The 24851-nt window shown below is 72.2% G+C and carries 28 protein-coding genes and 1 pseudogene; 19 read left to right on the forward strand and 10 right to left on the reverse strand.

Annotated features, from left to right (window positions below; all coding sequences use genetic code 11):
* Positions 1-28 precede the first annotated feature (28 nt).
* A complete protein-coding gene (locus L1857_RS09550; protein WP_233157352.1) occupies positions 29-1462 on the forward strand; it encodes an MFS transporter in 1434 nt (477 codons plus the stop codon).
* A gap of 16 nt (positions 1463-1478) precedes the next feature.
* Positions 1479-1778 carry a hypothetical protein gene (locus L1857_RS09555; RefSeq protein ID WP_094006552.1) on the forward strand — a complete coding sequence of 100 codons (300 nt, stop codon included), beginning with the start codon at positions 1479-1481 and terminating at the stop codon, positions 1776-1778.
* Between the two features lie 13 nt (positions 1779-1791).
* On the opposite strand, the gene L1857_RS09560 is transcribed toward L1857_RS09555, so the two are convergent.
* Positions 1792-2748: an IS481 family transposase gene (locus L1857_RS09560; protein ID WP_094009241.1), complete on the reverse strand. Its 957-nt coding sequence runs from the start codon at positions 2746-2748 to the stop codon at positions 1792-1794.
* A 104-nt stretch (positions 2749-2852) separates the two neighbouring features.
* Positions 2853-3362, reverse strand: coding sequence for a GNAT family N-acetyltransferase (locus tag L1857_RS09565; RefSeq protein WP_094006551.1), 510 nt, complete (start codon positions 3360-3362; stop codon positions 2853-2855).
* A gap of 39 nt (positions 3363-3401) precedes the next feature.
* Here L1857_RS09565 and L1857_RS09570 point away from each other — a divergent pair, with 39 nt between their 5' ends.
* Positions 3402-4154 carry an alpha/beta fold hydrolase gene (locus L1857_RS09570; protein WP_116113520.1) on the forward strand — a complete coding sequence of 251 codons (753 nt, stop codon included), beginning with the start codon at positions 3402-3404 and terminating at the stop codon, positions 4152-4154.
* Between the two features lie 578 nt (positions 4155-4732).
* On the opposite strand, the gene L1857_RS09575 is transcribed toward L1857_RS09570, so the two are convergent.
* Complete coding sequence (locus L1857_RS09575) at positions 4733-5443, reverse strand: maleylpyruvate isomerase family mycothiol-dependent enzyme (protein ID WP_116113517.1); 711 nt, start codon at positions 5441-5443, stop codon at positions 4733-4735.
* Positions 5444-5453: 10 nt separating this feature from the next.
* Complete coding sequence (locus L1857_RS09580) at positions 5454-6287, reverse strand: phosphotransferase (protein ID WP_162831203.1); 834 nt, start codon at positions 6285-6287, stop codon at positions 5454-5456.
* Between the two features lie 110 nt (positions 6288-6397).
* Between L1857_RS09580 and ctaD the strand changes: the two genes are divergently transcribed.
* Genes ctaD through L1857_RS09600 form a run of 4 tightly spaced genes read left to right on the forward strand, consistent with a single transcriptional unit; the run spans position 6398 to position 10598 of the window.
* A complete protein-coding gene (ctaD, locus tag L1857_RS09585) occupies positions 6398-8179 on the forward strand; it encodes an aa3-type cytochrome oxidase subunit I (protein WP_116113512.1) in 1782 nt (593 codons plus the stop codon).
* Positions 8180-8207: 28 nt separating this feature from the next.
* Positions 8208-9431 carry a phosphoserine phosphatase SerB gene (gene serB, locus L1857_RS09590; RefSeq protein ID WP_094008972.1) on the forward strand — a complete coding sequence of 408 codons (1224 nt, stop codon included), beginning with the start codon at positions 8208-8210 and terminating at the stop codon, positions 9429-9431.
* Complete coding sequence (locus L1857_RS09595; protein WP_249464872.1) at positions 9428-10183, forward strand: peptidyl-tRNA hydrolase; 756 nt, start codon at positions 9428-9430, stop codon at positions 10181-10183. Before serB ends, L1857_RS09595 begins: the two co-directional genes overlap by 4 nt.
* A 19-nt stretch (positions 10184-10202) precedes the next feature.
* Positions 10203-10598: an OsmC family protein gene (locus L1857_RS09600; protein ID WP_249464874.1), complete on the forward strand. Its 396-nt coding sequence runs from the start codon at positions 10203-10205 to the stop codon at positions 10596-10598.
* Between the two features lie 274 nt (positions 10599-10872).
* On the opposite strand, the gene L1857_RS09605 is transcribed toward L1857_RS09600, so the two are convergent.
* Entirely contained in the window at positions 10873-12918 is a 2046-nt protein-coding gene (locus L1857_RS09605; protein WP_249464875.1) for an ATP-dependent DNA helicase, read from the reverse strand.
* A 162-nt stretch (positions 12919-13080) separates the two neighbouring features.
* Here L1857_RS09605 and L1857_RS09610 point away from each other — a divergent pair, with 162 nt between their 5' ends.
* Positions 13081-13731, forward strand: coding sequence for a hypothetical protein (locus L1857_RS09610; RefSeq protein ID WP_094008976.1), 651 nt, complete (start codon positions 13081-13083; stop codon positions 13729-13731).
* Positions 13732-14005: 274 nt separating this feature from the next.
* On the opposite strand, the gene L1857_RS09615 is transcribed toward L1857_RS09610, so the two are convergent.
* Genes L1857_RS09615 through L1857_RS09625 form a run of 3 tightly spaced genes read right to left on the reverse strand, consistent with a single transcriptional unit; the run spans position 14006 to position 16538 of the window.
* Positions 14006-14665, reverse strand: a complete 660-nt coding sequence (locus L1857_RS09615; protein WP_094008977.1) for a bifunctional 4-hydroxy-2-oxoglutarate aldolase/2-dehydro-3-deoxy-phosphogluconate aldolase — start codon at positions 14663-14665, stop codon at positions 14006-14008.
* Positions 14665-15234, reverse strand: coding sequence for an isochorismatase family protein (locus tag L1857_RS09620; RefSeq protein WP_249464879.1), 570 nt, complete (start codon positions 15232-15234; stop codon positions 14665-14667). The genes L1857_RS09615 and L1857_RS09620 overlap by 1 nt, the downstream gene beginning before the upstream one ends.
* Complete coding sequence (locus L1857_RS09625; protein WP_094008979.1) at positions 15234-16538, reverse strand: nicotinate phosphoribosyltransferase; 1305 nt, start codon at positions 16536-16538, stop codon at positions 15234-15236. The genes L1857_RS09620 and L1857_RS09625 overlap by 1 nt, the downstream gene beginning before the upstream one ends.
* Positions 16539-16635: 97 nt before the next feature.
* Here L1857_RS09625 and clpS point away from each other — a divergent pair, with 97 nt between their 5' ends.
* From clpS to L1857_RS09680, 11 genes are all read left to right on the forward strand, one after another.
* Entirely contained in the window at positions 16636-16935 is a 300-nt protein-coding gene (gene clpS, locus L1857_RS09630; RefSeq protein WP_115944692.1) for an ATP-dependent Clp protease adapter ClpS, read from the forward strand.
* Entirely contained in the window at positions 16932-17489 is a 558-nt protein-coding gene (locus L1857_RS09635) for a DUF2017 domain-containing protein (RefSeq protein ID WP_094008981.1), read from the forward strand. The genes clpS and L1857_RS09635 overlap by 4 nt, the downstream gene beginning before the upstream one ends.
* Complete coding sequence (locus tag L1857_RS09640) at positions 17486-18475, forward strand: P1 family peptidase (RefSeq protein ID WP_094008982.1); 990 nt, start codon at positions 17486-17488, stop codon at positions 18473-18475. The genes L1857_RS09635 and L1857_RS09640 overlap by 4 nt, the downstream gene beginning before the upstream one ends.
* A gap of 24 nt (positions 18476-18499) precedes the next feature.
* On the forward strand, positions 18500-18748 hold the full coding sequence (locus tag L1857_RS09645; RefSeq protein WP_094008983.1) for an ATP-dependent Clp protease adaptor ClpS: 249 nt from the start codon (positions 18500-18502) through the stop codon (positions 18746-18748).
* Between the two features lies 1 nt (position 18749).
* Positions 18750-19250, forward strand: a complete 501-nt coding sequence (locus L1857_RS09650) for a hypothetical protein (RefSeq protein WP_116113498.1) — start codon at positions 18750-18752, stop codon at positions 19248-19250.
* A 1-nt stretch (position 19251) separates the two neighbouring features.
* A complete protein-coding gene (locus L1857_RS09655) occupies positions 19252-19668 on the forward strand; it encodes a M67 family metallopeptidase (RefSeq protein ID WP_017987367.1) in 417 nt (138 codons plus the stop codon).
* A 54-nt stretch (positions 19669-19722) separates the two neighbouring features.
* Complete coding sequence (locus tag L1857_RS09660) at positions 19723-20001, forward strand: MoaD/ThiS family protein (protein ID WP_094008985.1); 279 nt, start codon at positions 19723-19725, stop codon at positions 19999-20001.
* Positions 20002-20004: 3 nt separating this feature from the next.
* A complete protein-coding gene (locus L1857_RS09665) occupies positions 20005-20955 on the forward strand; it encodes a PLP-dependent cysteine synthase family protein (RefSeq protein ID WP_094008986.1) in 951 nt (316 codons plus the stop codon).
* A 112-nt stretch (positions 20956-21067) separates the two neighbouring features.
* The gene (locus L1857_RS09670; protein ID WP_094008987.1) at positions 21068-21691 is read left to right on the forward strand and encodes a rhomboid family intramembrane serine protease; all 624 of its coding nucleotides are present in this window, start codon (positions 21068-21070) and stop codon (positions 21689-21691) included.
* Positions 21688-22488: a glutamate racemase gene (gene murI, locus L1857_RS09675; protein ID WP_116113495.1), complete on the forward strand. Its 801-nt coding sequence runs from the start codon at positions 21688-21690 to the stop codon at positions 22486-22488. The genes L1857_RS09670 and murI overlap by 4 nt, the downstream gene beginning before the upstream one ends.
* A 19-nt stretch (positions 22489-22507) precedes the next feature.
* Positions 22508-23275, forward strand: coding sequence for an MBL fold metallo-hydrolase (locus L1857_RS09680; protein ID WP_094008989.1), 768 nt, complete (start codon positions 22508-22510; stop codon positions 23273-23275).
* A gap of 72 nt (positions 23276-23347) precedes the next feature.
* On the opposite strand, the pseudogene L1857_RS09685 reads toward L1857_RS09680, so the two are convergent.
* Both L1857_RS09685 and L1857_RS09695 read right to left on the reverse strand, forming a co-directional pair.
* Positions 23348-23467, reverse strand: a pseudogene (locus tag L1857_RS09685) (UPF0104 family protein); the annotation flags it as partial.
* Positions 23468-24041: 574 nt separating this feature from the next.
* Positions 24042-24839 carry a hypothetical protein gene (locus L1857_RS09695; protein WP_094008990.1) on the reverse strand — a complete coding sequence of 266 codons (798 nt, stop codon included), beginning with the start codon at positions 24837-24839 and terminating at the stop codon, positions 24042-24044.
* Positions 24840-24851: the final 12 nt, after the last annotated feature.

Raw genomic sequence — 24851 nt, forward strand, 5'->3', positions numbered from 1 at the left:
TCCTTCGCCCTCTTCCGATGGAGTCTTCTTGCCTGAGACAACGCTGCCCGCGTCCGGCACGGCTGTCGCCGCGACCGCGGCGCGGCCACGCCCCGGCGTGGTGCTGGCAACCCTGCTCACCTGCCAGCTGATGATCGTCCTCGACATCACCGTCATGAACGTCGCGCTGCCCCGCATCCAGGCGGACCTCGGGTTCACCGCGGCCTCGCTGAGCTGGGTGATGTCGAGCTACACCCTCGTCTTCGGTGGTCTGCTGCTGCTCGGCGGACGCGCCGGCGACCTGTTCGGCCGCAAACGGATGTTCATCGGCGGTGTGCTGCTGTTCACCGCCGCCTCGCTCGCCGGCGGTCTGGCCGGTTCGGCCGAATGGCTGATCGTCGCCCGGGTCGCGCAGGGCCTCGGCGCCGCCGCCGCGGGGCCGAGCACGCTGGCCCTGCTCACCACGACCATCACCGAACCCCGGGCCCGGGTGCGGGCGCTGGCCCTGTTCTCCGGCATGTCCAGCGCCGGGTTCGCGGTCGGTCTCATCCTCGGCGGGCTGCTCACCGAGTGGCTGTCGTGGCGGGCCGTGCTGTTCATCAACGTGCCGTTCGGGCTGGTCGTGGCCGCTCTGGCCGCCCGGTTCGTGGTGGAACCACCCCGGCAGCGACCACGGCTCGACCTGCCCGGCGCGGTGACCGGGACGGCCGGGGTCGCGGCACTGGTCTACGGATTCATCCGCGCCGCCGAATCGGGCTGGACGGGCACGCTGACGATGGTCTCGCTGATCACCGGTGTGGTCCTGATCGGCGTGTTCCTCGCCGTCGAGGCCCGCACCGCCGAGCCGTTGCTGCCGCTGCGGCTGTTCGCCGACCGCAACCGCGCCGCCGCCTACGCCAACTTCTTCCTCGGGCCGATGGCCGGCATGTCGATGTTCTTCTTCATGACCCAGTACCTGCAGGACGTGCGGGGGATGAACGCGCTCGGCACGGGCTTTGCGTTCCTGCCGATGGCGGTGCTGGTGTTCGCGCTGAGCCGGGCCATCCCGCGGCTGCTGCCCCGGTTCGGGCCCAAGCCCGTCGCGATCGCCGGGACCCTGTCGATGATCGCCGGGATGGCGTGGCTGACGCAGCTCGCCACCGGCACCACGTACCTGCCCGGCCTGCTCGGCCCCACGATCCTGATGGGACTGGGCATGGGGCTGGCGTTCTCACCGCTCAACGTGATCATCATGAGCAGCGTCCCGGCGCGGGACGCCGGTGCGGCGGGCGGTGTGCTGCAGACGATGCAGCAGACCGGCTCGACGCTCGGCCTGGCCATCGTGGTCACCATCTTCGGCACCGCGACGCGCACCGCGACCGGCTCGCCGCACGAGGTGCTCGTCACCGGGATGACCGCCGCCTTCACCGGCTCGATGGTGATCGCGTGCCTGGCCTTCGTGGTGGCACTCACCTTCCGCCGCAAGGCCGACGGCACCGCGTAGGCGATACCGTGGCCGGGTGCCGCGCCGCAACCGACAACACCGTGGCCGCCCCGACGCCGACCGCGCCGGGGCGGCTTCCGGTTGGGCGCGCGCCGAGTCCGGTCCGGACGGTGACTGGCTCGTGCGCAGCGTGCCGGGCAGCCACGCGACCAAGGTGTACCGCTGCCCGGGCTGCGACCACGAGATCCAGCCCGGCGTCCCGCACGTGGTGGCCTGGCCCGCCGGCGAACTGGGATCGATCACCGACCGCAGGCACTGGCACCGTGCCTGCTGGCAGGCCCGCGACCGCCGCGGCCCGACGCGGAAGCGGTTCTAGGTGTATCCGGCCGTTAGGTTGGTAGCCGGCTGATGGGCGGTCGTCCTCCGAGTGCGCTGTGGCGGCGTTCAGTGTTGTAGTGCTCGATCCAGGCTGCAAGTGCTGCTGCTCGTGCCTCGTTGCTGGTGAAGGCGTGCCGGTAGGCCCACTCGGCCTGGAGGGTGCGGTTGAGGCGCTCGACTTTCCCGTTCTGCCAGGGGCAGTGGGGCCGGATGAACTTGTGTGTTGCGCCGAGTGCTGCGACCGCGGCGGCCATGTCGCGTGATCGTCGGTAGCTGAGGTGGTTGTCGGTGATCACGCGCTCGATACGGGAGATCCCGTGATCGGCGAAGTAGGCGGCGGCACGCAGTAGGAACGCCGCGCAGGTCGAGCCCTTCTCGTCGGGCAGGATCTCGGAGTAGGCCAGGCGGGAGTGGTCGTCGACGAGTGAGTGGACGTAGTCGTAGCCGATGCCGCGAGCACGGACCTGTTCACTGCGGCCGTGGACACGCCAGCCACCGCCGTCGGGGATCTTGCCGAGCTTCTTGACGTCCATGTGGACCAGCTCGCCCGGTCGTTCGCGTTCGTAACGGACGCCGGTTGCGCGGGAGGCGCGAATGACGTCGCCGGTGATCGGGTCGCACTCGGCCAGGTAGGGCACCTCGTGGCGGCGCAGGATCCGCGACACGGTGCGGGGCGGGAGTCCGAGCTCGAGGCCGATCCAGTCCTGTCCGCGGCGTTCGCGGTGACGTAGGTCTAACACCCGCTGCTCGACCTCGTCGGGCGTGCGGTTGGGGCTCGTGTGTGGGCGTGAGGAGCGGGTGACCAGGCCAGACTCGCCTTCGGCGGCGTAGCGGTCGATCCAGGTCTTCACACACTTGCGGGACACGCCCATCGCTTCGGCGATGTGGGCCTGTTTCCAGCCGGCCTGGTGGCGTTGAACGATCAGTCGCCGACCGTGAACCGTCAGCCGGGCACTACCGTGGAACACGAGAACCTCCGGATCGGAGTGGGCCTTAGACAAGCCACATCCCAACCGGAGGTTCTCCTTTACTCAGCCAGACACGCCGCTACCAACGTCCTGACCGGATACATCTAGAGCTTCCGGAAGTGGCGGGACACCGCGCCGTCGTAGAACGTCTCGGTGTAGGCGGTGAACCCGAGCCGCTCGGCGACCCGCAGCGACGGCTCGTTCGCGATGTTCACGCTGATCTGCACCGGGAGTTCGGGCAGCTCCCGCTCGGCCCAGTCGATCACCGCCCGGGCCATCTCCGTCGCGTACCCGCGGCCCCACGCCTCGGGCCGGAACCGGTAGTAGAGGTTCAGCAGCCGGGCGCCGCCGAACTCCAGGTGCTGCAGCCCGCCGATGCCCGCCACTTCACCGGTGTCGAGCGGCACCACCGCCAGGTAGCCGAACCCGTGAGCCTTCCAGTGCTCGAGCCAGGCCGTGAGCTTGACCTCGGTCTCCTCCGGGCCGGGCGGCGCGGGGTGGTAGCGGTTGGTCCGCGGATCGGTCTGGATCTCGACGACGTCGTCCCGGTCCTGCGGGCCCAACGGCCGCAGCAAGAGGCGGTCCGTGCGGATCTCCCGCCACTCGACGCTCACCTGGCGACGGTATCGCGCTGGTCCAGCACAATCTCGGGTATGGCTGATCTTCCCCTGGTTCTCCTCCACGCCTTCCCGGTGGACGCGCGCATGTGGAACCCCATGCGTGACGGACTCACCACGCGGCACCGCCTGATCACGCCCGACCAGCGGGGCCTCGGACGGACGCCGCTGCCCGGCACCGACCGCGAACCCGGTCTGGAGGACGCGGCCCGGGACGTGATCGCCCTGCTGGACAAGCTCGACCTGGAGCAGGTCGTGCTCGGCGGCTGCTCCATGGGCGGCTACGTGACCATGGCCGTGCTGCGCGCCGCGCCCGAGCGCGTCGCCGGCCTGGTCCTCATCGACACGAAGGCGACCGCGGACTCGCCCGAGGCGGCCCAGGCCCGGCGGGACCTGGCGAAGCGCGCGGAGTCCGAGGGCGTCACCGGCTGGCTCGCCGAGTCGATGCTGCCGAACCTGCTCAGCGCCGAGACCCGGGAGACGCGCCCCGACGTGGTGGAGACGGTGCGCGACCTCGTCGACAGCCAGCAGGGGGTGGGCGTGGCGTGGGCCGCCCGCGCGATGGCCAACCGCCCGGATGCCACCGAGCTGCTGGCCGCCGCCGACGTGCCCGCGCTGGTCGTGGTGGGCGAGCAGGACGGCCTCACCCCACCGGATGCCGCCCAGGCCATGGCCGAGTCCCTGCCCAAGGGCGAGCTGGTGGTCGTGCCCCAGTCCGGGCACCTGACGCCGTTGGAGGCGCCGGCGATGGTGACCGAGGCGATCCTGGGGTGGTGGCCGTTCGCGTAGGCGCCGCTCGGCCCGGCGGGGTTGCTTCCGCCCCGGCTGGGGCGGGCCGCCGGCCTCACCGGTATCCGGACGCGCTGAGAAGCACACGGCACCGATGGGTGCCGCGCCGGCAGGGGAGCCGAGCTTCCCGGGGCGGCCCGGCGGAGGTCCCGGCTGGGCCGGGTCTGCTGTGGCGGGCAGCGCAGCGGCCATCGCCGGGCGGTGCTGGCTGACCAGGGGCGCCGGGTGGCCAGCGGTGCCAGCCCGGGCAGCCGTGCCGACCGGCCGCCCATGCCGGCCGACCGCGTGCGGTCGCGCAGTTGTACCCAGCGGGCTGGCCCCGGCTGAGCCGAGCCCGCTGTGGCGGGCAGCGCAGCCCCGGCCATCGCGGAACGGTGCCGGCCGGCCACCCGTGCCAGCCAGCCACTGGTGCCAGCCGGCCACCCGTACCGGCCGCCCTCCCGGGTCAGCCAACCACCCGGGCCGGCCGACGCGTGCAGCCGCAGCCGCAGTCGCCGGGGCGCCCGGCGACGTGCGCGCCAGGCCGAGCGAAGCCCGGCGCGCCCCCTTGCGCACGCCGGCTCGTCGCGGCAGCTTCGCTAATTCAGTTGAGAAACATCGACGAACTCCTCCAGCGCCCTGGCGTCGCCGAGTACCTCGACGTCTTCAGGGCCCTTCCGGCGCCACAGCAGGAGCAGCAGGTCCGACGCCGTGCCGCGCACCGCCGTCGTGGCCTTCGTGTGCTCGCTCGTCACCGACCAGCCCGCGCCGGACGGCCGGACCAGCCACTCGCCCGGACCGTCCGTCGCGTGCAGGTGCACGTCGGTCCGGAAGCCGGCCGGCGGGGCGTCTGGGAGGAAGAACCGGAGGAACTCGTCGATCCCGTCCACCGCGAGCTCCCGCTCGACCGGTTCGTCCCGCCCCGCCGCCGACAGCGCGTCCCAGCAGTGCACCGCCGTCTCCAGGGCCATCCGCCGCTGGATGAACCCGGCGTCCGGCCGGCCCCACGTCCACCTGGGCTCGGCCGGATCGAGCGCCGACAGGGTGCCCGCCAGCACCTCGACGCCCTCGGCGAACCAGGCCACCAGCTCGCCCTCCGCCGGCCGCGACGGCTCCCGGTAGTCGTCCGGACCGGAAACCGCCCCGGACGCGATCCGCTGCCAGAACCAGTGGACCTCGCCGGTGTGCCAGACCAGCTCGGCCACGTCCCAGCCCGGGCACGCCGGCACCGGCGCACGCAGGTCTCGCACCGCTTCCGCCAAGCGGCCGCCGTCCCTGCGCAACGCGGTCAGGTACCCGAGCTCTGCCATGCCCGAAAAGCTAGCGGGACCCACCGACAGTTTTGAATCGCCGCAGGTCAGCCTGCGCTTCCGGGAGCCGGTCGGGGAACCGGTGCGCGATCACGAACCGCCAGCACACCCCGAACAGATCACGCAGCCGCACCCACGGCGCCAGCTCGTCCGGATCGGGGCCGTCCGGGTACGCGGCGACCGCGGCGCGGCCGTTCATCCGGGAGGTCAGCGCCAGGCACGCCAGGTCCCAGAGGACCGGCCCGGCCCACGTGTCCTCGAAGTCGAGCCAGCGCGGCCCGCTCGCCGTGGCCAGCAGGTTGCCCGGATGCGCGTCGCCGTGCAGAGCCTGCGCCGGGCCGTCGGGCAGGACCGCCGCGAGCGCCTCGACCTCGTCCGCCAGTTCCGCGGGCAGGTCGAACCGCGCGATCCAGGACCGGGCCTCGGCCAGCGGGCCCGGCGCGTCCAGTTCGTCCGGGAAGCCGCGCAGGGCGGCGTGCAGCTCGGCCAGCGACCAGGCCACCTCGGCGGCGGAGAAGACGTGATCGGGGTCGTGACGTGTGAAACGCCACAGTGTCACCGGAAGGCCGTTCGCGAGGTGCGGACCGGGGCTTTCGAACGGCGGTATGACCGGAGAATCCCGCATCTCGAGGAACGACGAAAGTGCCACTTCGCGCGCCAGCGACTGGAGCACCCCGGGCCGCGCGACCAGCGTCGTTCCGGGCACCCTGGCCACGATCGCACCCAGTCTCACCAGCACGTTCGACCGCGTGGCCAGCACTTCCGGGTACTCGGCGGGCAGCTGGAACCTCTTGCCGACCTCGACCGCGGCCGCCACGGCGGCGGTCGTGTACCGGTCTCCCATGGCGTGATCTTCCCAGCCGGTGCGCACCGGTGTCGGGGGCGAGGGATACGATCCGGACTGGTCGCGTCGCCGCGGCCGCTGACACACCGAAGAGGACCTTGGAGGCAGGAGTGACAGCCGTAGCCCCGCAGCCGATTGTCACGCGTCCGTACCCGGCGCGACAGGAGGCCAAGGGTTCGTTGCTGCTGCGGTTGTTCCGCACGACGGACCACAAGCAGATCGGCATCATGTACCTGGTCACGTCGTTCGCCTTCTTCATGGTGGGCGGCGCGATGGCGATGCTGATCCGCACCGAGCTGGCGCGCCCGGGACAGCAGTTCCTGTCGCAGGAGCAGTACAACCAGCTGTTCACCATGCACGGCACGATCATGCTGCTGCTGTACGCGACGCCGATCCTGTTCGGGTTCGCGAACTTCGTCATGCCGCTGCAGATCGGCTCGCCGGACGTGGCGTTCCCGCGGCTGAACGCCTTCTCCTACTGGCTGTACCTCTTCGGCGGCATCATCACCGTCTCCGGCTTCCTGACCCCGGGTGGCGCCGCCGACTTCGGCTGGTTCGCCTACACCCCGCTGTCGGACGCCATCCACTCGCCGGGCATCGGCGCGGACATGTGGATCGCCGGCCTCGCGGTCTCCGGTCTGGGCACCATCCTCGGTGCGGTCAACATGGTCACCACGATCGTGTGCCTCCGCGCGCCCGGCATGACCATGTTCCGGATGCCGATCTTCACCTGGAACATCCTGGTCACCAGCATCCTGGTGCTGCTCGCCTTCCCGATCCTGACCGCGGCGCTGATGGGCCTGATGGCCGACCGGCACATCGGGGCGCACGTGTTCGACCCGGCCAACGGCGGGGTGATCCTCTGGCAGCACCTGTTCTGGTTCTTCGGGCACCCCGAGGTGTACATCGTCGCGCTGCCGTTCTTCGGCATCGTCTCCGAGATCATCCCGGTGTTCTCGCGCAAGCCGATCTTCGGCTACAAGGGCCTGGTCTTCGCGACGCTGGGCATCGCGGCGCTGTCGGTCGCGGTGTGGGCGCACCACATGTACGCCACGGGTGCCGTGCTGCTGCCGTTCTTCTCCTTCATGACCTTCCTGATCGCGGTCCCGACCGGTGTCAAGTTCTTCAACTGGATCGGCACCATGTGGAAGGGCCAGCTGAGCTTCGAGACGCCGATGATCTTCTCGGTCGGCTTCCTCGTCACCTTCCTCTTCGGTGGTCTGACCGGCATCCTGCTGGCCGCCCCGGCCATCGACTTCCACGTGTCGGACAGCTACTTCGTGGTGGCGCACTTCCACTACGTGCTCTACGGCACGATCGTGTTCGCGACCTTCGCCGGCATCTACTTCTGGTTCCCGAAGATCACCGGGCGGATGCTCGACGAGAAGCTGGGCAAGCTGCACTTCTGGACCACGTTCCTCGGCTTCCACGCCACGTTCCTGGTCCAGCACTGGCTGGGTGCGGAGGGCATGCCGCGCCGGTACGCCGACTACCTGGCCAGCGACGGCTTCACCACGCTGAACACGATCTCGACGATCGGCGCCTACATCCTGGGCGCGTCGACCCTGCCGTTCATCTACAACGTGTTCAAGTGCTACCGCTACGGCGAGCTCGTCACGGTGGACGACCCGTGGGGCTACGGCAACTCGCTGGAGTGGGCCACCTCGTGCCCGCCGCCGCGGCACAACTTCACCGAGCTGCCCCGGATCCGTTCCGAGCGGCCGGCGTTCGAGCTGCACTACCCGCACATGGTCGAGCGGATGCACCACGAGGGTGAGATCGGCTTTTTCGGCAAGCCGAAGGTCCACGCCGGGGTCAAGGCCCCGTCGCAGGCCCTCACCGACGCGGTCATCCCGGGCGACCACGACAAGGACAACGCGAGCGAGCAGTGATCCGCGGCGTCCGGGTAGGAACGAGACCATGACCCCGGTGCTGATCACGACGACCGGGCCGGACAAGCCGGGTGTCACCTCGGTCCTCTTCGCCGCCCTCACGCGGCACGGGGTCGAGATGCTCGACGTCGAACAGGTCGTCATCCGCGGCCGGCTCACCCTCGGTGTGCTGGTCGCGGTGGCTGACGACCCGGAGGGCCTGCAGGAGTCCGTCGAGCAGGCGATGGCCACCGTCGCCATGCACGTCGACGTCCGGGTCGGGGACGAGATCGGGGAGGACCCGTTCGCCCCCGCCCGGCAGGGCTCGACACACGTCGCCGTGATCCTCGGGCGGCCGCTGACCGCCCGCGCGTTCACCGACTTCGCCGGACGGCTGGCCGCGCTCGGCGCCAACATCGACGCGATCCGCCGCATCGCCGACTACCCGGTCACCGGGCTCGAGGTGCACCTGTCGGTCGCGGAGGACACCGAGCAGGCCGACACCGAGCTGCGTGCCGCGGTCGCGGACGTCGCGTCCGCCGGTGGCGTGGACATCGCCATCGAGCGCGGCGGGCTCGCGCGGCGGGCCAAGCGGCTGATCGTGTTCGACGTGGACTCGACCCTCATCCAGGGCGAGGTCATCGAGATGCTGGCCGCGCACGCGGGGGTCGAGCCGAAGGTCCGCGAGATCACCGAGGCCGCCATGCGTGGCGAGCTGAACTTCACCGAATCACTCGAACGGCGCGTCGGGCTGCTGGCGGGGCTCCCCGAATCGGTGCTCGACGAGGTGGGCGAGCAGATCCAGCTGACCCCGGGCGCGCGCACCACGGTCCGCACGCTCAAGCGGCTCGGGTTCCGCTGCGGTGTCGTGTCCGGTGGGTTCACGCGGATCATCCAGCCGATCGCCGACCAGCTCGGGCTCGACTTCGTCGCGGCCAACGAGCTGGAGGTCGTGGGCGGCAAGCTGACCGGGCGGGTCGTCGGCGAGATCATCGACCGCGCCGGGAAGGCGACCGCGCTTCGCCGGTTCGCCGACCACTACGGCATCCCGCTGGCCCAGTGCGTCGCGGTCGGCGACGGCGCCAACGACATCGACATGCTCAAGGCGGCCGGAATGGGCGTCGCGTTCAACGCGAAGCCCGCGCTGCGCGAGGTCGCGGACACCGCGCTGTCCCACCCGTACCTCGACGCCGTGCTGTTCGTCCTCGGAGTCAGCCGGGCGGAGGTCGAGGCCGCGGACGCGGCCGACGGCCTCTCGCTCGCCCGGCCATGAGCGTGCTCGGCCCGCTGGCCGCCCGGTACGCCACCTGGCTCGGGCTGCCGGCGGAGGAGACCGCGCTGCCGGAGGCCGCGCCCGAAGAGGTCCGGGCGATGCCGGTCATCCTGCGGCTGGAGAAGGCTGAACCGCCGTCGCGCACTCCGTTGCTCGAAGCCGCCGCCACCGCGGCGCTCGCGGTCTGCCTGGACGAGCGCGCGCGGCCGGGCGGGGAGTGGCACGAGCCGGTGCACGACTGGGTGTCCGGGCACATCCGCAAGGTCGCCCGGCGGGCTCGCGGTGCGCACTGGGTCGCGGCGCAGGACTTCCCCGGGGTGACCGTGTCGGTCGGCGGGGCCGAGGTGCGGGCGCTGGTGCCGGGCCGGGTCGTCGACGTGCCGAAGGAGATCAGCCGCCTGCAGATCTCGGGCAGCGACCTGCCCGCCGACGAGCCTGGTCCCGCGCCGGACGACCTGCCGTTGATGCTGCTCAACCCCGAGGTGTCGATGACCGTCGGCAAGGCGGCCGCGCAGGTCGGGCACGGCACGATGATCCTCGCGTCGATGCTCCGCGACGACGAGCTGGCCGCGTGGGCCGAGCGGGGCTACGCGTGCGCGGTGCGGACCGCGACGGTGGCCCAGTGGAAGCAACTGCACCCGGGCGACGATCCCGCGGGCGCCTGGCGTGAGCGGCGCGTCGTCGCCGTGCGGGACGCCGGGTTCACCGAGGTCGACCCCGGAACCGTCACGGTCCTCGCCCAGTGGCGCTGACCCCGACCGAGGAGAGCGTGTGAGCCTGGACGTCCGCCGCGAAGGCGAGCACGAGTTCGTCGGGCGCAACGAGCGTGGTGCGTCGGTGCGGATCGGCCGGAAGGGGGCGCCCGGGGCGTTCTCGCCGGCGGAGCTGCTGCAGATCGCGGCGGCCGGATGCGCGGCGGTGACGGCCGAGGAGCTGATCACGCGCCGGACGGACGCGCCGCTGCGCGTGGCGGTGAGCGCTGATCGGCGGGAGGGCGCGTCCGAACTGGACGCGGTGCACGTGCTCTTCGACGTCGACCTGTCGACCCTGCCGGCCGACGAGCGCGACAAGCTGGTGGCGGCGGTGGACCGGGCGATCGAGCGGTTGTGCACGGTGTCGCGGACGCTGAAGAAGGGGATCCCGGTGACGGAGGAGTTCGCCGGGTAGGAGCGCCTCGTGGCCGGCGCGTTCAGGGTGGGGAAGCGTGACCGCCGGAGGCGGAGCCCCTGGGGGTGAGCTCGGAACCCGCGGGGCGCGCGCATGGGCGCGGTTCGCAGCCAGGGAAGTGGCTCGCTGCGCGAGCGTGGGACTCGCGGGCGTGAGTGTGGGACTCGCGGCCGCGAATGTGGGACTCGCGGGCGTGAGTGTGGGACTCGCGGGCGTGAGTGTGGGACTCGCGGGTGTGGGTCGGAGCTTGTGAGTTGTCCGCGGTGGTCTCTCGTCAGCTGGCGGCGGCGTCCAGGCGTTTGAGCGCCGCTTTGGCTACCTCTGGGTCGTAGGTCGGCCAGAACGGGGGGAGCGAGGAGCGCAGGAAGCCGCCGTAGCGGGCCGTTGCCAGGCGTGAGTCCAGCACCGCCACCACGCCCCTGTCGCCGACCGAGCGGTGCAGCCGGCCCGTGCCCTGCGCCAGCAGCAGCGCCGCGTGGGTGGCCGCCACCGTCAGGAAACCGTTGCCGCCGCGGGCTTCCACCGCCCGCTGGCGCGCGGACGACACCGGGTCGTCCGGGCGCGGGAACGGGATCCGGTCGACGATCACCAGTTGCAGCGACGGCCCGGGCACGTCCACGCCCTGCCACAGCGACAATGTCCCGAACAGGCACGTCCGCGCATCCTCCGCGAACTTCGTCACCAGCAACGACGTCGCGTCCTCGCCCTGGCACAGGATCGGGAACTCGATCCGGTCCCGCAGCGCCTCGGTCGCCTGCTTCGCCGCGCGCATCGACGAGAACAGGCCCAGCGTCCGCCCACCGGCGGCCTCGATCAGCGACGCGATCTCGTCCAGCGTCCGCTCACCGAGACCGTCGCGGCCCGGCGGCGGCAGGTGCTTCGCCACGTACAGGATTCCGTTGCGCCGGTGGTCGAACGGCGAACCGACGTCCAAACCGGACCACTTCAGCTCCTCGTCGTCCGCCGGGGCGGCCTTGTCCGTCGCCGCGCCCTCGGCCTTCACCACCCGAGCCTGCGACGGCGGCAGCCCCCACTGCCGCGCCAGCGTGTCGAACGCGCCGCCCAGCGCCAGCGTCGCCGACGTCAGCACCGTCGTCTTCTGCGCGAACACCCGCTCCCGCAGCAGACCGGCCACCGACAGCGGAGCCACGTGCAGCATCGGCGGGCGGTTGGCGAACGAGAACTTGTCGTTGGACAGCCACACCACGTCCCGCTGGTGCGCGGTGTCCTCGGCGAACGCCTCCAGCAGCCGCACCGCGGTGTCGTGCACCTCCTCCAGCTGCGAGCGCGCAAGCTTGCGGGCCGTGGCCTCCTCGACGTCCTCCTTGCGGTCCGAACCCAGCGCGGTCAGGCACGCGTGCGCCCCGTCCCGCACCGCGGCGACCGCACCGCCCAGCGCCTTCGGCAGCGTGTCCATCCGCCCGGCCGGCAGGTCCTCCAGGATCATCGCCAGACCTTCGGAAGCCTCCTGCAGCCGGTCGGCCGTGTCGGCGTCGATCAGCTTCCCGCAGCGCCGCACCGCCACCGCGACCGCCGACGAGGTCAGCTCGCCGGTCGCGACCGACGTGACCCGGTCGACCAGCTCGTGCGCCTCGTCGATGATCACCAGGTCGTGCTCCGGCAGCACCTGGTAGCCCTGCAGCGCGTCGATCGCCAGCAGCGCGTGGTTGGTGACCACCACGTCCGCCTTGCCCGCCTCGCCGCGCGCCCGCTCCGCGAAGCAGTCCTGGCCGATCGGGCACCGCGCCACGCCCAGGCACTCCTTGGCGGTGACCGACACCTGCCGCCACGCCTGCTCGGACACGCCCGGCACCAGCTCGTCGCGGTCACCGGTCTCGGTGTCGGAGGCCCACTCGCGCAGCCGCGTGACCTCCTTGCCCAGCCGCGACACCGCGAACGGGTCGAACAGCGCCGGGTCCTCCGGCTCCTCCGGCGCGCCCGAGTCGAGCCGGTGCAGGCACAGGTAGTTGCGGCGGCCCTTGAGGATCGCGAACGTGGGCAGGCGGCCCAGCGGCTTCTTCAACGCCTTCGCCAGGCGGGGCAGGTCGCGGTCGACGAGCTGGCGCTGCAGCGCGATCGTCGCCGTCGACACGACCACCGTGGTGTCCTTCTCGACCGCGTGCCGGATGGCCGGGACCAGGTACGCCAGCGACTTCCCGGTGCCGGTGCCCGCCTGCACGGCCAGGTGCTCGCCGGTGCGGATCGCGCGGCCGACCGCCTCGGCCATCTTGACCTGCCCCGGGCGCTCCGCACCGCCGAGCGCCTCGACAGCGGTCGTGAGGAGCTCGTTGACACCGGGGAACGCAGTACGGACGGCCACCAGGACACGGTACCGGGGGCCACCGTCAGGAACGGGCCACCGCCCCGCTCCCGGAAAGATCGAGATCCACTCGTCCGGGTGGCATCCGGCCGGGTGGGTCACGCCGGCCGGGTGTCCTGCCGATTGTCGAGGAGGGATTTCCTCAGGCGAAAGGAGCGGCTCATGCAGCGGGCCAGGCGAATCGTGGTGGTGGCGGCCCTCCTCGGGGCGGCGGTGGCCGTGCCGGCGAGCGCGCAGGCGCAGCCGGAGGCGACCGGCGCCGGTTCGGTGGGGGCGGTCGACATCACGGTCGACGGCGTGTCGGCGCACTCGGACCCGATCGCGCCGTGCGTCGTGGACGCCACCGCGGAGGGCCGCACCGACCCGATCACCGTCGGCACGCGCACGAAGTACGGCCTGAGCAGCACCACGTGCACCCGCAACCCGGACGGCACCGCGAGTGTGAAGGTGACCGGCCAGCGGTTCGAGACGAGCGTGCTGCAGCAGTTCGGCGGCCCGGTGATCAAGGCCAGGACGTTCGGCGCGGGGTGCAACACCACGGCCAACGGCAGCAACGGCTACATGCAGCTGGGCACCGTCACCGGCATCACGGTGCCGCAGAACATCCCGACGAACCACGTGATCACCATCCCGGGCACGACGCCGGGCGCGCCGCCGATGGCGGAGGTCGTGCTGAACGAGCTGATCGTGCCGGTGCCGGCGGACGGCAGCCTGACCACGAACGCGATGCACATCAAGCTGTTCCCGCAGGGCGGCCCGGCTTCCGGGGACATCCTGGTCGGATCGGCGAGCTGCGCGCCGTTCGGGCTCTGACGCGCGCGCCGGGGGGACGGCGGTAGTCGGCGCGGCGGGCCGCAGCGTTGTGGGTTGGTGGCCGGCCGGGCTGCGATGGTGGGGACCGGTGGCGTGGGGCCCGCGCCTGCCGGTCGCGATGCGGCGGGGATGGGGGACCGTTGGCGCTGAGCGCACCCGTGTGGGGTGGAGGCGCCGGGCGCGCCGGAGGCCGCCGGCGCGATGGGGCGCTGGGCCTGCGGCCGGCCGCGTTGCGGCGGTGCCGGAAACCTGCGGCGCCGCCTGCCGGTGCTCGCTAGGCGTAGCGGTCAGCGGTGGTCGCCACCTGTGATGCCCGCTTGGCCAGCTCGTCCAGCCTGCCGCCGTCGAGGGCGTCGCCGAGGAGGGCCGAGCCGACGCCGACCGCGAGGGCGCCCGCGGCCAGGTAGCCGTCTACATCGGACAGCGACACGCCGCCCGCGGGCACCAGCGGCACCTCCGGCAGCGTGGACTGGACCTCCTCCAGGTACCGCACCCCGCCGGAGGTGGCCGCCGGGTACAGCTTCACCGCGGCCGGCCCGTACCGCCAGGCCGCGTCGACCTCCGTGGGCGTCAGCGCGCCGCACACGATCGGCAGCGCGTACTCCTGCGCGCGCCACAGCACGTCGGGCGAGAACGTCGCGCTCGCGATGAAGTCCACGCCCGCCGCGGCGCACCGGTCCACCGCGGACACCGTGCGCACCCCGCCCGCGCCGATCAACGCGTCCTGCCCCAGTTCGACCTGCAGCACCCCGATCGCATCCAGCGCGCCCGGCGTCGCCAGATCGACCTCCAGCACACCGAGACCCGCCTCGTAGAGGACCTGGCCCGCGTCGGCGAACCAGGCCGACGAGTCCGCCCGCAGGATCCCCATGACGCGGCTGGTCGCCAGCCGCTCCCGGAAGCGGTTGTTGTGCTTCCGCAGCACGGTGCGCATCAGCCGACCCGCGGGGTGCCGACGAGGTCCACACCCACCGCGCGCAGTTGCTCCAGCGCCGCGTCCACGGTCTCCCGCGCGACACCCGCGGTGAGGTCCAGCAGGACCCGCACCGAGAACCCGGCCGCCGCCGCGTCCAGCGCGCTCGCCCGCACGCAGTGGTCGGTCGCGATGCCGGCCACCTCGACCTCGGTGATCCGCCGCTCGCGCAACCAGTCGGCCAGCTTCTCGCCGGCGTCGGTGTGGCCCTCGAACCCGGAGTAGCCGTCGCTGTACTGGCCCTTGGAGAACACCGCCGTGATCGGGCCGACGTCGAGCGCGGGGTGGAACGACGCGCCCGGCGTCCCGGCCTCGCAGTGGCGCGGCCAGGACCGCACGTAGTCCGGGTTGTCGCTGAAGTGCGCGCCCGGGTCGATGTGGTAGTCGCGGGTCGCGGCCACCGCCGAGTAGCCGCCGCGCGCGAGGTGCTCGCTGATCTTCGCGGCCACCTCGGCCCCGCCGGCCACGGCGAGCGAACCGCCCTCGCAGAAGTCGTTCTGCACGTCGACGACGATCAGTGCCTTGCTCATCACGCCTCCTGGGGGAAGACGGTGGGGATCGCGGGTTCGCCGCTGGAGAGCTTGAGCCCCTCCCACGGCAGGCTGACCAGCCCCTCGCGCAGCCGCTGCCTGCTGTCCTCCAGCGTGGGCAGGTCGTCCACCGGCTTGCCACCGCGCACCAGCGGGATCGGCAGCTCGCGGTCGTACTCCCCGGCCTCGGGCCGCTGGCCGGCCGCGTAGACGACCTCCTCCAGCGCCGTCCCGGTCGGCTTGTGCCGGCGCAGCGCGGACTTCTCGCCACCGCGCGAGGCCTTGTTCTCGCTGCGCTTGGCGACCGGGCGGCCGTCGACCTCGACCAGCTTGTAGACCATCCCCGCGGTCGGCGCGCCGGACCCGGTGACCACCGAGGTGCCCACCCCGTAGGCGTCGACCGGCTCCGCGCGCAGGGCCGCGATCGCGTGCTCGTCGAGGTCGCCGGACACCACGATCCGGGTGTCCTTCGCGCCCAGCGAGTCCAGCTGCTCGCGCGCCTTGCGGGCCAGCACGCCCACGTCGCCGGAGTCGATGCGGATCGCGCCCAGCTCGGTGCCGGCCACGCGCACCGCGGTCTCGATGCCGCGGGTGATGTCGTAGGTGTCGACCAGAAGGGTGGTGTCGGTGCCCATCTTCTCGACCTGGGCGCGGAAGGCGTCCTCTTCGCTGTCGTGCAGCAGCATGAACGCGTGCGCCACGGTGCCGCGGGTCGGGATGCCGTAGCGGCGCCCGGCCTCCAGGTTCGAGGTGGTCGCGAACCCGCCGATGTAGGCGGCGCGCGCGGCGGCGACCGCGGCCATCTCGTGGGTGCGCCGGCCGCCCATCTCGATGATCGGCCTGCCGTGCGCGGCCGAGGACATGCGCGCCGCGGCGGAGGCGATGGCGCTGTCGTGGTTGAGGATGGACAACGCGACGGTCTCCAGCAGGACCGCCTCGGCGAAGGTCCCCCGTACGGTGAGGATCGGCGAGCCGGGGAAGTACAGCTCGCCCTCGGGGTATCCGTCGATGTCACCGCCGAACCGGTAGTCCGCCAGCCAGGACAGCGTGTCGTCGTCCACCACGGCGGTGGCCGCGAGCTGGTCGATCTCGGCGTCGGTGAACCGGAAGTCGGCGATCGCCTCCAGCACCCGGCCGGTGCCGGCGACCACGCCGTAGCGCCGTCCGGCCGGCAGCCGCCGGGCGAACACCTCGAACACGCACTGGCGGTCGCCGGTGCCGTCGGCGAGGGCGCTGCCCAGCATCGTGAGCTCGTAGTGGTCGGTCAGCAGGGCGGTGCTGCCGTGCGTCTCGGGGAAACCCATGGGATCAGACTATGAGGTACTTGCGCGTTCGGCCGAATCACCCGAACAGACCCACCACCGGTCCACGTCATGCCGGTTCCGTGACACCATGGGTCGCATGACCACGCCTGTCGCATCCGAACAGACGCAGGTTGAACCACTCGGCACCGAGGCGGGCGCCGAAGACCAGCCGTGGCAGACGATCGTCTGGAACGACCCGGTGAACCTGATGTCGTACGTGACGTACGTCTTCCAGAAGCTGTTCGGCTACAGCCGCGACCACGCGACCAAGCTGATGCTGGACGTGCACCACAAGGGGCGCGCGGTGGTGTCCTCGGGTACCAAGGAGAAGGTCGAGGCGGACGTGACGAAACTGCACGCCGCGGGGTTGTGGGCGACGATGGAGCACGCTTCGTGAGGGGCTGGCAGCGCAAGGGCGGCCGCGTGCACGCCGGGTTCGAGCAGCAGGAGGCCGCGGTGCTGCGCGGCCTGGTGAGCCAGCTCGAGGACATGCTGCGGGCGCGCGCCGAGGAGGCTCCGCAGGACCCGCTGGCCGAGCTGACCGGCATCCGCACCGGCCCGTCGCAGTCGCCGGACGACCCGGTGCTGTCCCGCCTGCTGCCGGACTACCACAAGATCGACCCGGACACGCCCAGCCAGGAGGTCCTGGACTCGGCGAGCGCGCTGCGGTCGCTGCACGAGCCCGAGCTGGTCGACGCGAAGGTCGGCGTCGCCACGGTGGTCCTGGAGACCCTGCCGCGCGACGGCGGTGACGTGAAGCTGACCTACGAGCAGGCCGACGCGTGGCTGTCCGCGCTCAACGACGTCCGCCTGGCGCTGGGCACCGCGCTCGACGTCACCGAGGACATGCCCGACGAGCTGCCCGAGGACGATCCGCGGGCGCCGCACCTCGGGGTCTACCACTGGCTGACCTGGGTGCAGGAGAGCCTCGTCCAGGCGCTGACCGCGTGATCACGGACGTGCCCGGGGTGCTCGTGGGGCACCACCACCGGATCGGGGACGGCTGGGCGACCGGGACCACCGTCGTCCTCACGCCGCCGGGCACGACCGGCGCGGTCGACCAGCGCGGCGGCGCGCCCGGCACCCGCGAGACCAACCTGCTGGAGCCGGAGAACCTGGTCCGCCACGTCGACGCGATCTGCCTGTCCGGCGGCAGCGCCTACGGGCTCGCGGCCGCCGACGGGGTGATGCGGTGGCTCGGGGAGCAGGACCGCGGGTTTCCGGTCGGCACCGAACCGCACGAGGTGGTGCCGATCGTGCCCGGCGCGGTGATCTTCGACCTGCCGCGCGGCGAGTGGGGCAACCGGCCGGACGCCTCCTTCGGCTACGCCGCGTGCGAGGCGGCGGGTGTCGCGGTCGAGCAGGGCAGTGTCGGCGCGGGCGCCGGGGCGGTGGTCGGGTCGCTCAAGGGCGGGGTCGGCACGGCGAGCGAGCGCGTGGGCGGCTTCGTGGTCGGCGCGCTGGCGGTGGTCAACGCGCGCGGCGAGGCGGTGTCGTTCGAGACCGGGCGCCCCTTCGCGGCCGACCACGAGGTGGCGGGCGAGTTCGGGGCGCGCTGGCCGGACCGGGCGGCCTCGGTGCCCGGGCGGGAGACGGACCTGAACACCACGATCGGCGTGGTGGCGGTCGACGCGGACCTGTCGAAGGCCGAGTGCCGTCGCCTCGCGGTGGCGGCGCAGGACGGCCTGGCGCGCGCGGTGCGCCCGGCGCACTCGATGTTCGACGGCGACACCGTGTTCGCCCTGGCCACGGGCGCGCGGGACCTGCCGGCGGCCGAAGGGCCCTTCGGGGTGACGACACGCGCGGCCGGGCTGGACGAGCTGTGCGCCGCCGCGGCGCGGGTGTTCGCGCGGGCCTGCGTGCACGGGCTGGTGAGCGCCCGCGGCGTGGCCGGGGTGCCCGCCTACCGGGACGTGTGGCCGGAGGCGTTCGAGTAACGCGGCTGCCGTGGGGGCGATCTGATGGCCGTGAAGCGGGAACGGGAGTGGGCGGTCGTGGTGCACAACGACCACGTGAACTCCTACCAGTCGGTGGTCTACGCACTGCACGGCACGCTCGGGATGCCGGTCGAGCGGGGCATGGAGTTCGCCGGCGTCGTGCACCACCAGGGGATCGCCGAACTGACCCGGTTCGCCTCCCGCGACCAGGCCGAGGCGCTGGTCGCCGAACTGCAGGTGCTCGGTCTGCACGCGACGTTGCAGGGTGTCTGACGTGGACTTCCTGAACGCGCACGCGCTGCCGGACGGCCAGGTCCTGGTCGAGATGTCCCCGAACGTTGCCCAGTGCCTCTACGCGATCGCCGGGGAGCTGCTGACGGCGCTGGAAACCGGCCACCGCGGCCGGCGTCCGCTGCGCGACGAGGACCTCTTCCCCGACGCCTACCTGCTCATCCGCGAGGCCAGGGGGTTCCGCGAGCGGCACGGCGCGGCGATGCGCGAGCGCGTGACCACCGCCGTGCGGGCGATCGTGCGTGGCTGGCCGGGCACCCCGGCGTTCACGCTCGACCCGGCCTCGCTGCGGGCCTGGATGATCACCTTCGGCCACGCCCAGGTGCTCTACCTGCGGAAACCCCGGTGGCGGGACGGCCGTGCCTGGGACCGCTTCCCGGTCAGCGAGCGGGACGTCACCCTCGGGTGGCTCGCGCACGCCCAGGACGCCGTGGCGCTGGCGTGCGCAGTCTCACTCTGTGAACCCCCGGTGTCCGGCACGTAAGATGTCCGTCGTGCTTCGGATCCGCCGTGAACTCGTCGACGAGATCGTCGCCCACGCCCGCCGGGACCACCCGGACGAGGCGTGCGGGGTGATCGCCGGTCCCGAGGGCTCCGACCGCCCCGAGCGGTTCATCCCGATGCTGAACGCGGCGCGCTCGCCGACGTTCTACGAGTTCGACTCCGGTGACCTGCTCAAGCTCTACCGCGAGATGGACGCGAACGACGAGGTCCCGGTCGTGATCTACCACTCGCACACCGCGACCGAGGCCTACCCGTCACGCACCGACGTGTCCTACGCCTCCGAGCCCGACGCGCACTACGTGCTGGTCTCCACCCGCGACCCGGAAACCCACGAGTTCCGGTCGTACCGGATCGTGGACGGGGTCGTCACCGAGGAGCCCGTGGAGATCACGGAATAACGCCGGGCAGCCCGACGTCTGTCCTGGAAGAAACCCAAGCGGAGGTAGTTACCCATGGCCGTGACCGTGTCCATCCCCACCATCCTGCGTACGCACACGGGTGGTCAGAAGTCGGTCGAGGCGTCCGGCAAGACCGTGGCCGAGGTGATCGACGACATCGAGTCCCGGCACGGCGGCCTCAAGGCCCGCCTGGTCAAGGAGGACAAGCTCCACCGCTTCGTGAACGTCTACGTCAACGACGAGGACGTGCGCTTCGCCGGCGGCTTGGACGCCGAGGTCAAGGACGGCGACACGGTCACCATCCTGCCCGCGGTGGCCGGCGGCGCCAGCTAGGTCATGGCCCGGTACGAATCGCTGCTCGAAGCCCTCGGCGGCACGCCGCTGGTGGGGTTGCCCCGGCTGTCCCCGACGCACGACGTGCGCCTGTGGGCCAAGCTCGAGGACCGCAACCCGACCGGCTCGATCAAGGACCGGCCCGCGCTGGCCATGATCGAGGCCGCCGAGCGCGACGGCAGGCTGCGCCGTGGGTCCACGATCCTCGAGCCGACCTCGGGCAACACCGGCATCTCGCTCGCGATGGCCGCCAAGCTCAAGGGCTACGGCCTGGTGTGCGTGATGCCGGAGAACACCTCGGCCGAGCGCAAGCAGCTGCTCCAGGCCTACGGCGCGCGGATCGTGTTCTCGCCGGCGGCGGGCGGCTCGAACGAGGCCGTGCGGCGCGCCAAGGAGCTGGCCGAGAAGAACCCGGACTGGGTGATGCTCTACCAGTACGGCAACCCGGCCAACCCGGACGCGCACTACCGCGGCACCGGTCCCGAGCTGCTCAAGGACCTGCCGACGATCACCCACTTCGTCGGTGGCCTGGGCACCACGGGCACGCTGGTCGGCGTCGGCCGGTACCTGCACGAGCAGAAGCCGGACGTGCAGATCATCGCTGCCGAGCCGCGCTACGGCGAGCTGGTGTACGGGCTGCGCAACCTCGACGAGGGGTTCGTGCCGGAGCTGTACGACCCGGACGTGCTCAACGGCCGCTACTCGGTGGGCGCCTACGACGCGCTGCGCCGCACGCGTGAGCTGCTGGAGCACGAGGGCATCTTCGCCGGCATCTCGACCGGCGCGGTGCTGCACGCCGCGCTCGGGGTGGCCGAGAAGGCCGCCGCGAAGGGCGAGAAGGCCGACATCGCGTTCATCGTCGCCGACGCCGGCTGGAAGTACCTGTCCACCGGCGCCTACAGCGGCACGCTGGACGAGGCCGCCGAGCGCCTCGACGGGCAGCTCTGGGCCTGAGCGAGACCGGGGAACGCCCCTCTTCCGCCTCGGGAGAGGGGCGTTTCGCTGCTCGGCCAATTCAGGGTTTTCACCCGATTCCGCGGGTCCGCGCCGCTTGTACCGTGGAGTCATGAGCACGTTGCCCGCACCTCAGGCCGACCAGGCGAAGCGCGTCCTGCCGGCGAAGCCGAAGACCGCCGCGCTGGTGGTGCTGGCGTTCACCGCGCTGCTGTACCTCGTCGAGGGTCTCGACGTCGTGCTGAACAACCGGCTCGACGCCGAGGGCATCGCGCCGCGCTCGCTCGGCGGGCTGGACGGCGTGGTGTGGGCGCCGCTGCTGCACGGCAGCTGGGCGCACCTGCTGGCCAACACGCTGCCGGTCGTGGTGTTCGCCTTCCTCGCGATGGCGAGCGGAATCGCCCGCTGGGCGCTGGTGACCGCGACGATCTGGCTGGTCAGCGGGCTGGCCGTGTGGCTGACCGCGGAGCCGGGCACGATCACCATCGGCGCGTCCGGCCTCGCCTTCGGGTGGCTGGCGTACCTGCTGGTCCGCGGCCTGTTCAACCGCGCGTTCTGGCAGATCGTGCTCGCCGCGGTGCTGATCATCGGCTGGGGCGGGATGCTGTGGGGCGTGCTGCCCGGCCAGCCCGGCATCTCGTGGCAGGCGCACCTGTTCGGTGCGCTCGGCGGGGTACTGGCCGCCTGGTTCGCCGCGCGATCCGGGCGGAAGCGGGCGGTACCCTCGACTCCGTGAGCAGTCGTGAGGCCCCGATCGGTGTGTTCGATTCCGGCGTCGGGGGCCTGACGGTCGCCCGCGCGATCCTCGGCCAGCTGCCGCCCGAGCAGCTGCGGTACGTCGGGGACACCGCGCACAACCCGTACGGTCCGCTGCCGATCGCGCGGGCGCGGGAACTCGCACTCCAAGCGCTGGACAAGCTCGTCCAGGACGGGGTGAAGGCCCTGGTCATCGCGTGCAACACGGCGTCGGCGGCGTGCCTGCGGGACGCGCGGGAGCGCTACGACGTGCCGGTGATCGAGGTCGTGCTGCCCGCGGTGCGGCGGGCCGTCGCCGCCACCCACACCGGCCGGGTCGGCGTGATCGGCACCGAGGGCACCATCCGGTCCCGCGCCTACGAGGACGCCTTCGCCGCCGCGCGGGACGTGTCGGTCACCAGCGTCGCGTGTCCCCGGTTCGTGGACTTCGTCGAGCGCGGGGTCACGTCCGGGCGCCAGGTGCTCGGCCTCGCCCAGGGGTACCTCGAACCGCTGCTGCGCGCTGAGGTCGACACGCTCGTGCTGGGCTGCACGCACTACCCGTTGCTGACCGGGGTCCTGCAGATCGTCATGGGCCCGGACGTCACGCTCGTGTCCAGTGCCGAGGAGACCGCCAAGGACGTCGTCCGCGTGCTCACCGAACGGGACATGCTGGCCGAACGGGACACCCCGCCCCGGCACGAGTTCATCGCCACCGGCTCGCCGGAGCCGTTCGTCCGGCTCGCGCAGCGTTTCATGGGATTCGCGCCCGGCGTGCTCTCGCCCCTCAGCGCCTGAGCTGGCAGGGTGTTCTTCCGTGCGACTGACGATCCTCGGTTGCTCGGGCAGCGTTCCCGGCCCGGGCCAGCCCGCGTCCGGGTACCTGCTCGAAGCGGACGGCTTCCTGCTCGGCCTCGAGTTCGGCAACGGCGTGTTCGCCGAGCTGCAGAAGTGGTGTGACCCGTTCGACCTGGACGCGCTCGTGCTGTCGCACCTGCACCCGGATCACTGCGCGGATTTCAGCGCGCTCACCGTGCTGCGCCGCTACCACCCGGCCCCGCCCCACGACACCACCGCGCGCCGGCTGCCGGTGCACGGCCCGGCGAACGCGCCGGTGCGGCTGGCGATGGCGTACGCGCCGAACGAGGCGGAACTGGCCGAGACCGACCTGTCCGACGTCTACGAGTTCCACGCGCTGTCCGCCGAGCCGGTGAAGATCGGACCGTTCGAGGTGACCGCGGTCCCGGTCGACCACCCGACCGAGGCGTTCGGGCTACGGGTGCGCCACGCCGGCCGGACGCTGGCCTACACCGGCGACACCGGGCCCTGCGACACCCTCGCCGACCTGGTCCGCGACGTCGACGTGCTGCTCGCCGAGGCGTCCTGGACCGACGCCGCGGACCGGCCGCCGGGCGTGCACCTGTCCGGCAAGCAGGCGGGCGAGCTGGCGCGGGACGCGGGGGTGGCGCGGCTGCTCATCACGCACGTCGCGCCGTGGAGCGACTCCGACGCCATCCTCGCCGAGGCGCGGGCGGTGTTCCCGGGCGCGACGCTCGTCGAGCGGGGCGCGGTCTACGACATCTGAGGCCCGCCGCAGCGCCGCCCAGCAGGCCAGGCCGATCGGGATGATCAGCCAGCAGGACAGCAGCCGGTAGATCAGCGCGGCCGCGGCGGCGGCCGGTTCCGTGGCACCCGCCGCGACCAGGCCGGTGAGCAGGCTGACCTCGATGACGCCGATGCCGCCCGGCGTGAGCGGGATCTGCCGCACGAGCTGCACCGCGAGGTAGAGCGTCGCCAGTTCGAGCGGGCCGAGGCCGATGCCGGCGGCGCGGGCAGGCCGCGATCAGGCAGACCAGGTCGCCGAGCCAGTTCGCGGTCGCCGCGGCCAGCGCGAGCGCCGACAGGACGCCGGAGAGGACCATCACCGCGGCCGCCGCCTTCCGGTCCGCGCCACCGGCCCGGAACTGCTGGAAGGCGTACGCGGCGGACACGGCCGACCCGGCGGGGAGGCTGATCGAGATGGCGGAGCGGCTGTAGGTCAGGGCCAGCACGCGCCGGCGTCGCAGGGTCACGCCGAACGCGGTGAGCAGCCGTCGCTGCTGGCGGGCGAACATGCCCATCGACACGAACTCGGCGGCCGCCGCGACGGCCAGCCAGCGGGGGTCCGCCTCGCGCAGCGCGGCGCCGACCGCCGACGGCGAGGGAAGGCGGTCGCGCAGGGGCAGGACCACGATCGCCAGGACGGCCACCAGCCCGAGGCCGGTCCAGAGTCCGCGCCGCATCACGCACCCCCCTAATTCACTATACGATGAATTCTCCTCTCGTGCGCGAGTTTGTCAACGGGCGATGAATTACGCCGGGAGGTAGTCCTCGGCCAGGGCATCCGCGTAGGCGGCGAACAGCGCCAGGAAGTTCAGCGTCCCGCCGGGCACGTCGAACTCGGCGAGGTCGTAGGCCAGGTGCGAGCCGCGGTGGGCGGGGACGTCGTTGGTGACGTCGGTGAACCAGTCGAGGAAGGTCAGCTGCCGCTGGTCGCCGGGGCCGACCGGCGGGGTCAGCAGGTCGAGCAGCATCGGGCGGTTGCGCAGCGTCCAGCGGTAGAACTCGGAGAACTGGTAGAAGCGCTCCTCGACCGGCGTCGCCGCGACGCCGTGCACCCGTTCGGCCAGCGCCACGCCGTACTCGGTGGAAGCCTGCTCGGCCTCGCTCCACGCGCGGTCGTGCACCGACCGCAGGGACAGGCGTCCGTCACGCAGGCGGGTGAGATAGCTCGCCCACAAGGACGCACCGGGGTTGCCGAAGGTGTCCGTGCTGTCCCCGCGGGCCAGCGCGATGCCCCGTTCGATGCCCTCCAGGATCCCGGCATCCACATAGGACACCCAGGTGCCCGGTTCGCCCAGCTCGCGGTCGGCGAAGAACCGCAGCACGCCCTCGATGTTGCGCCAGCGCGGCGCGTAGCCCGGCACGATGTCGGCCGCCGGGCCGGCCGAGAGCGCGCGCACGAACGCCAGCCGCTGCGCGATCGTCATGCCGTTGATGTCCTCGGCGGTGCAGGTCAGCGTGTTCGCGCAGGTGGTCGTGGCCGCGGTGGCCGGCGCGGCGGTCAGGCACAGCAGGCAGGCGAGCAGGGTCGCGAAGGCGGCGCGCATGAACAGGCACAG

This window comes from Amycolatopsis thermalba, from assembly GCF_023376025.1.
GTDB classification, from domain to species: domain Bacteria; phylum Actinomycetota; class Actinomycetes; order Mycobacteriales; family Pseudonocardiaceae; genus Amycolatopsis_E; species Amycolatopsis_E thermalba.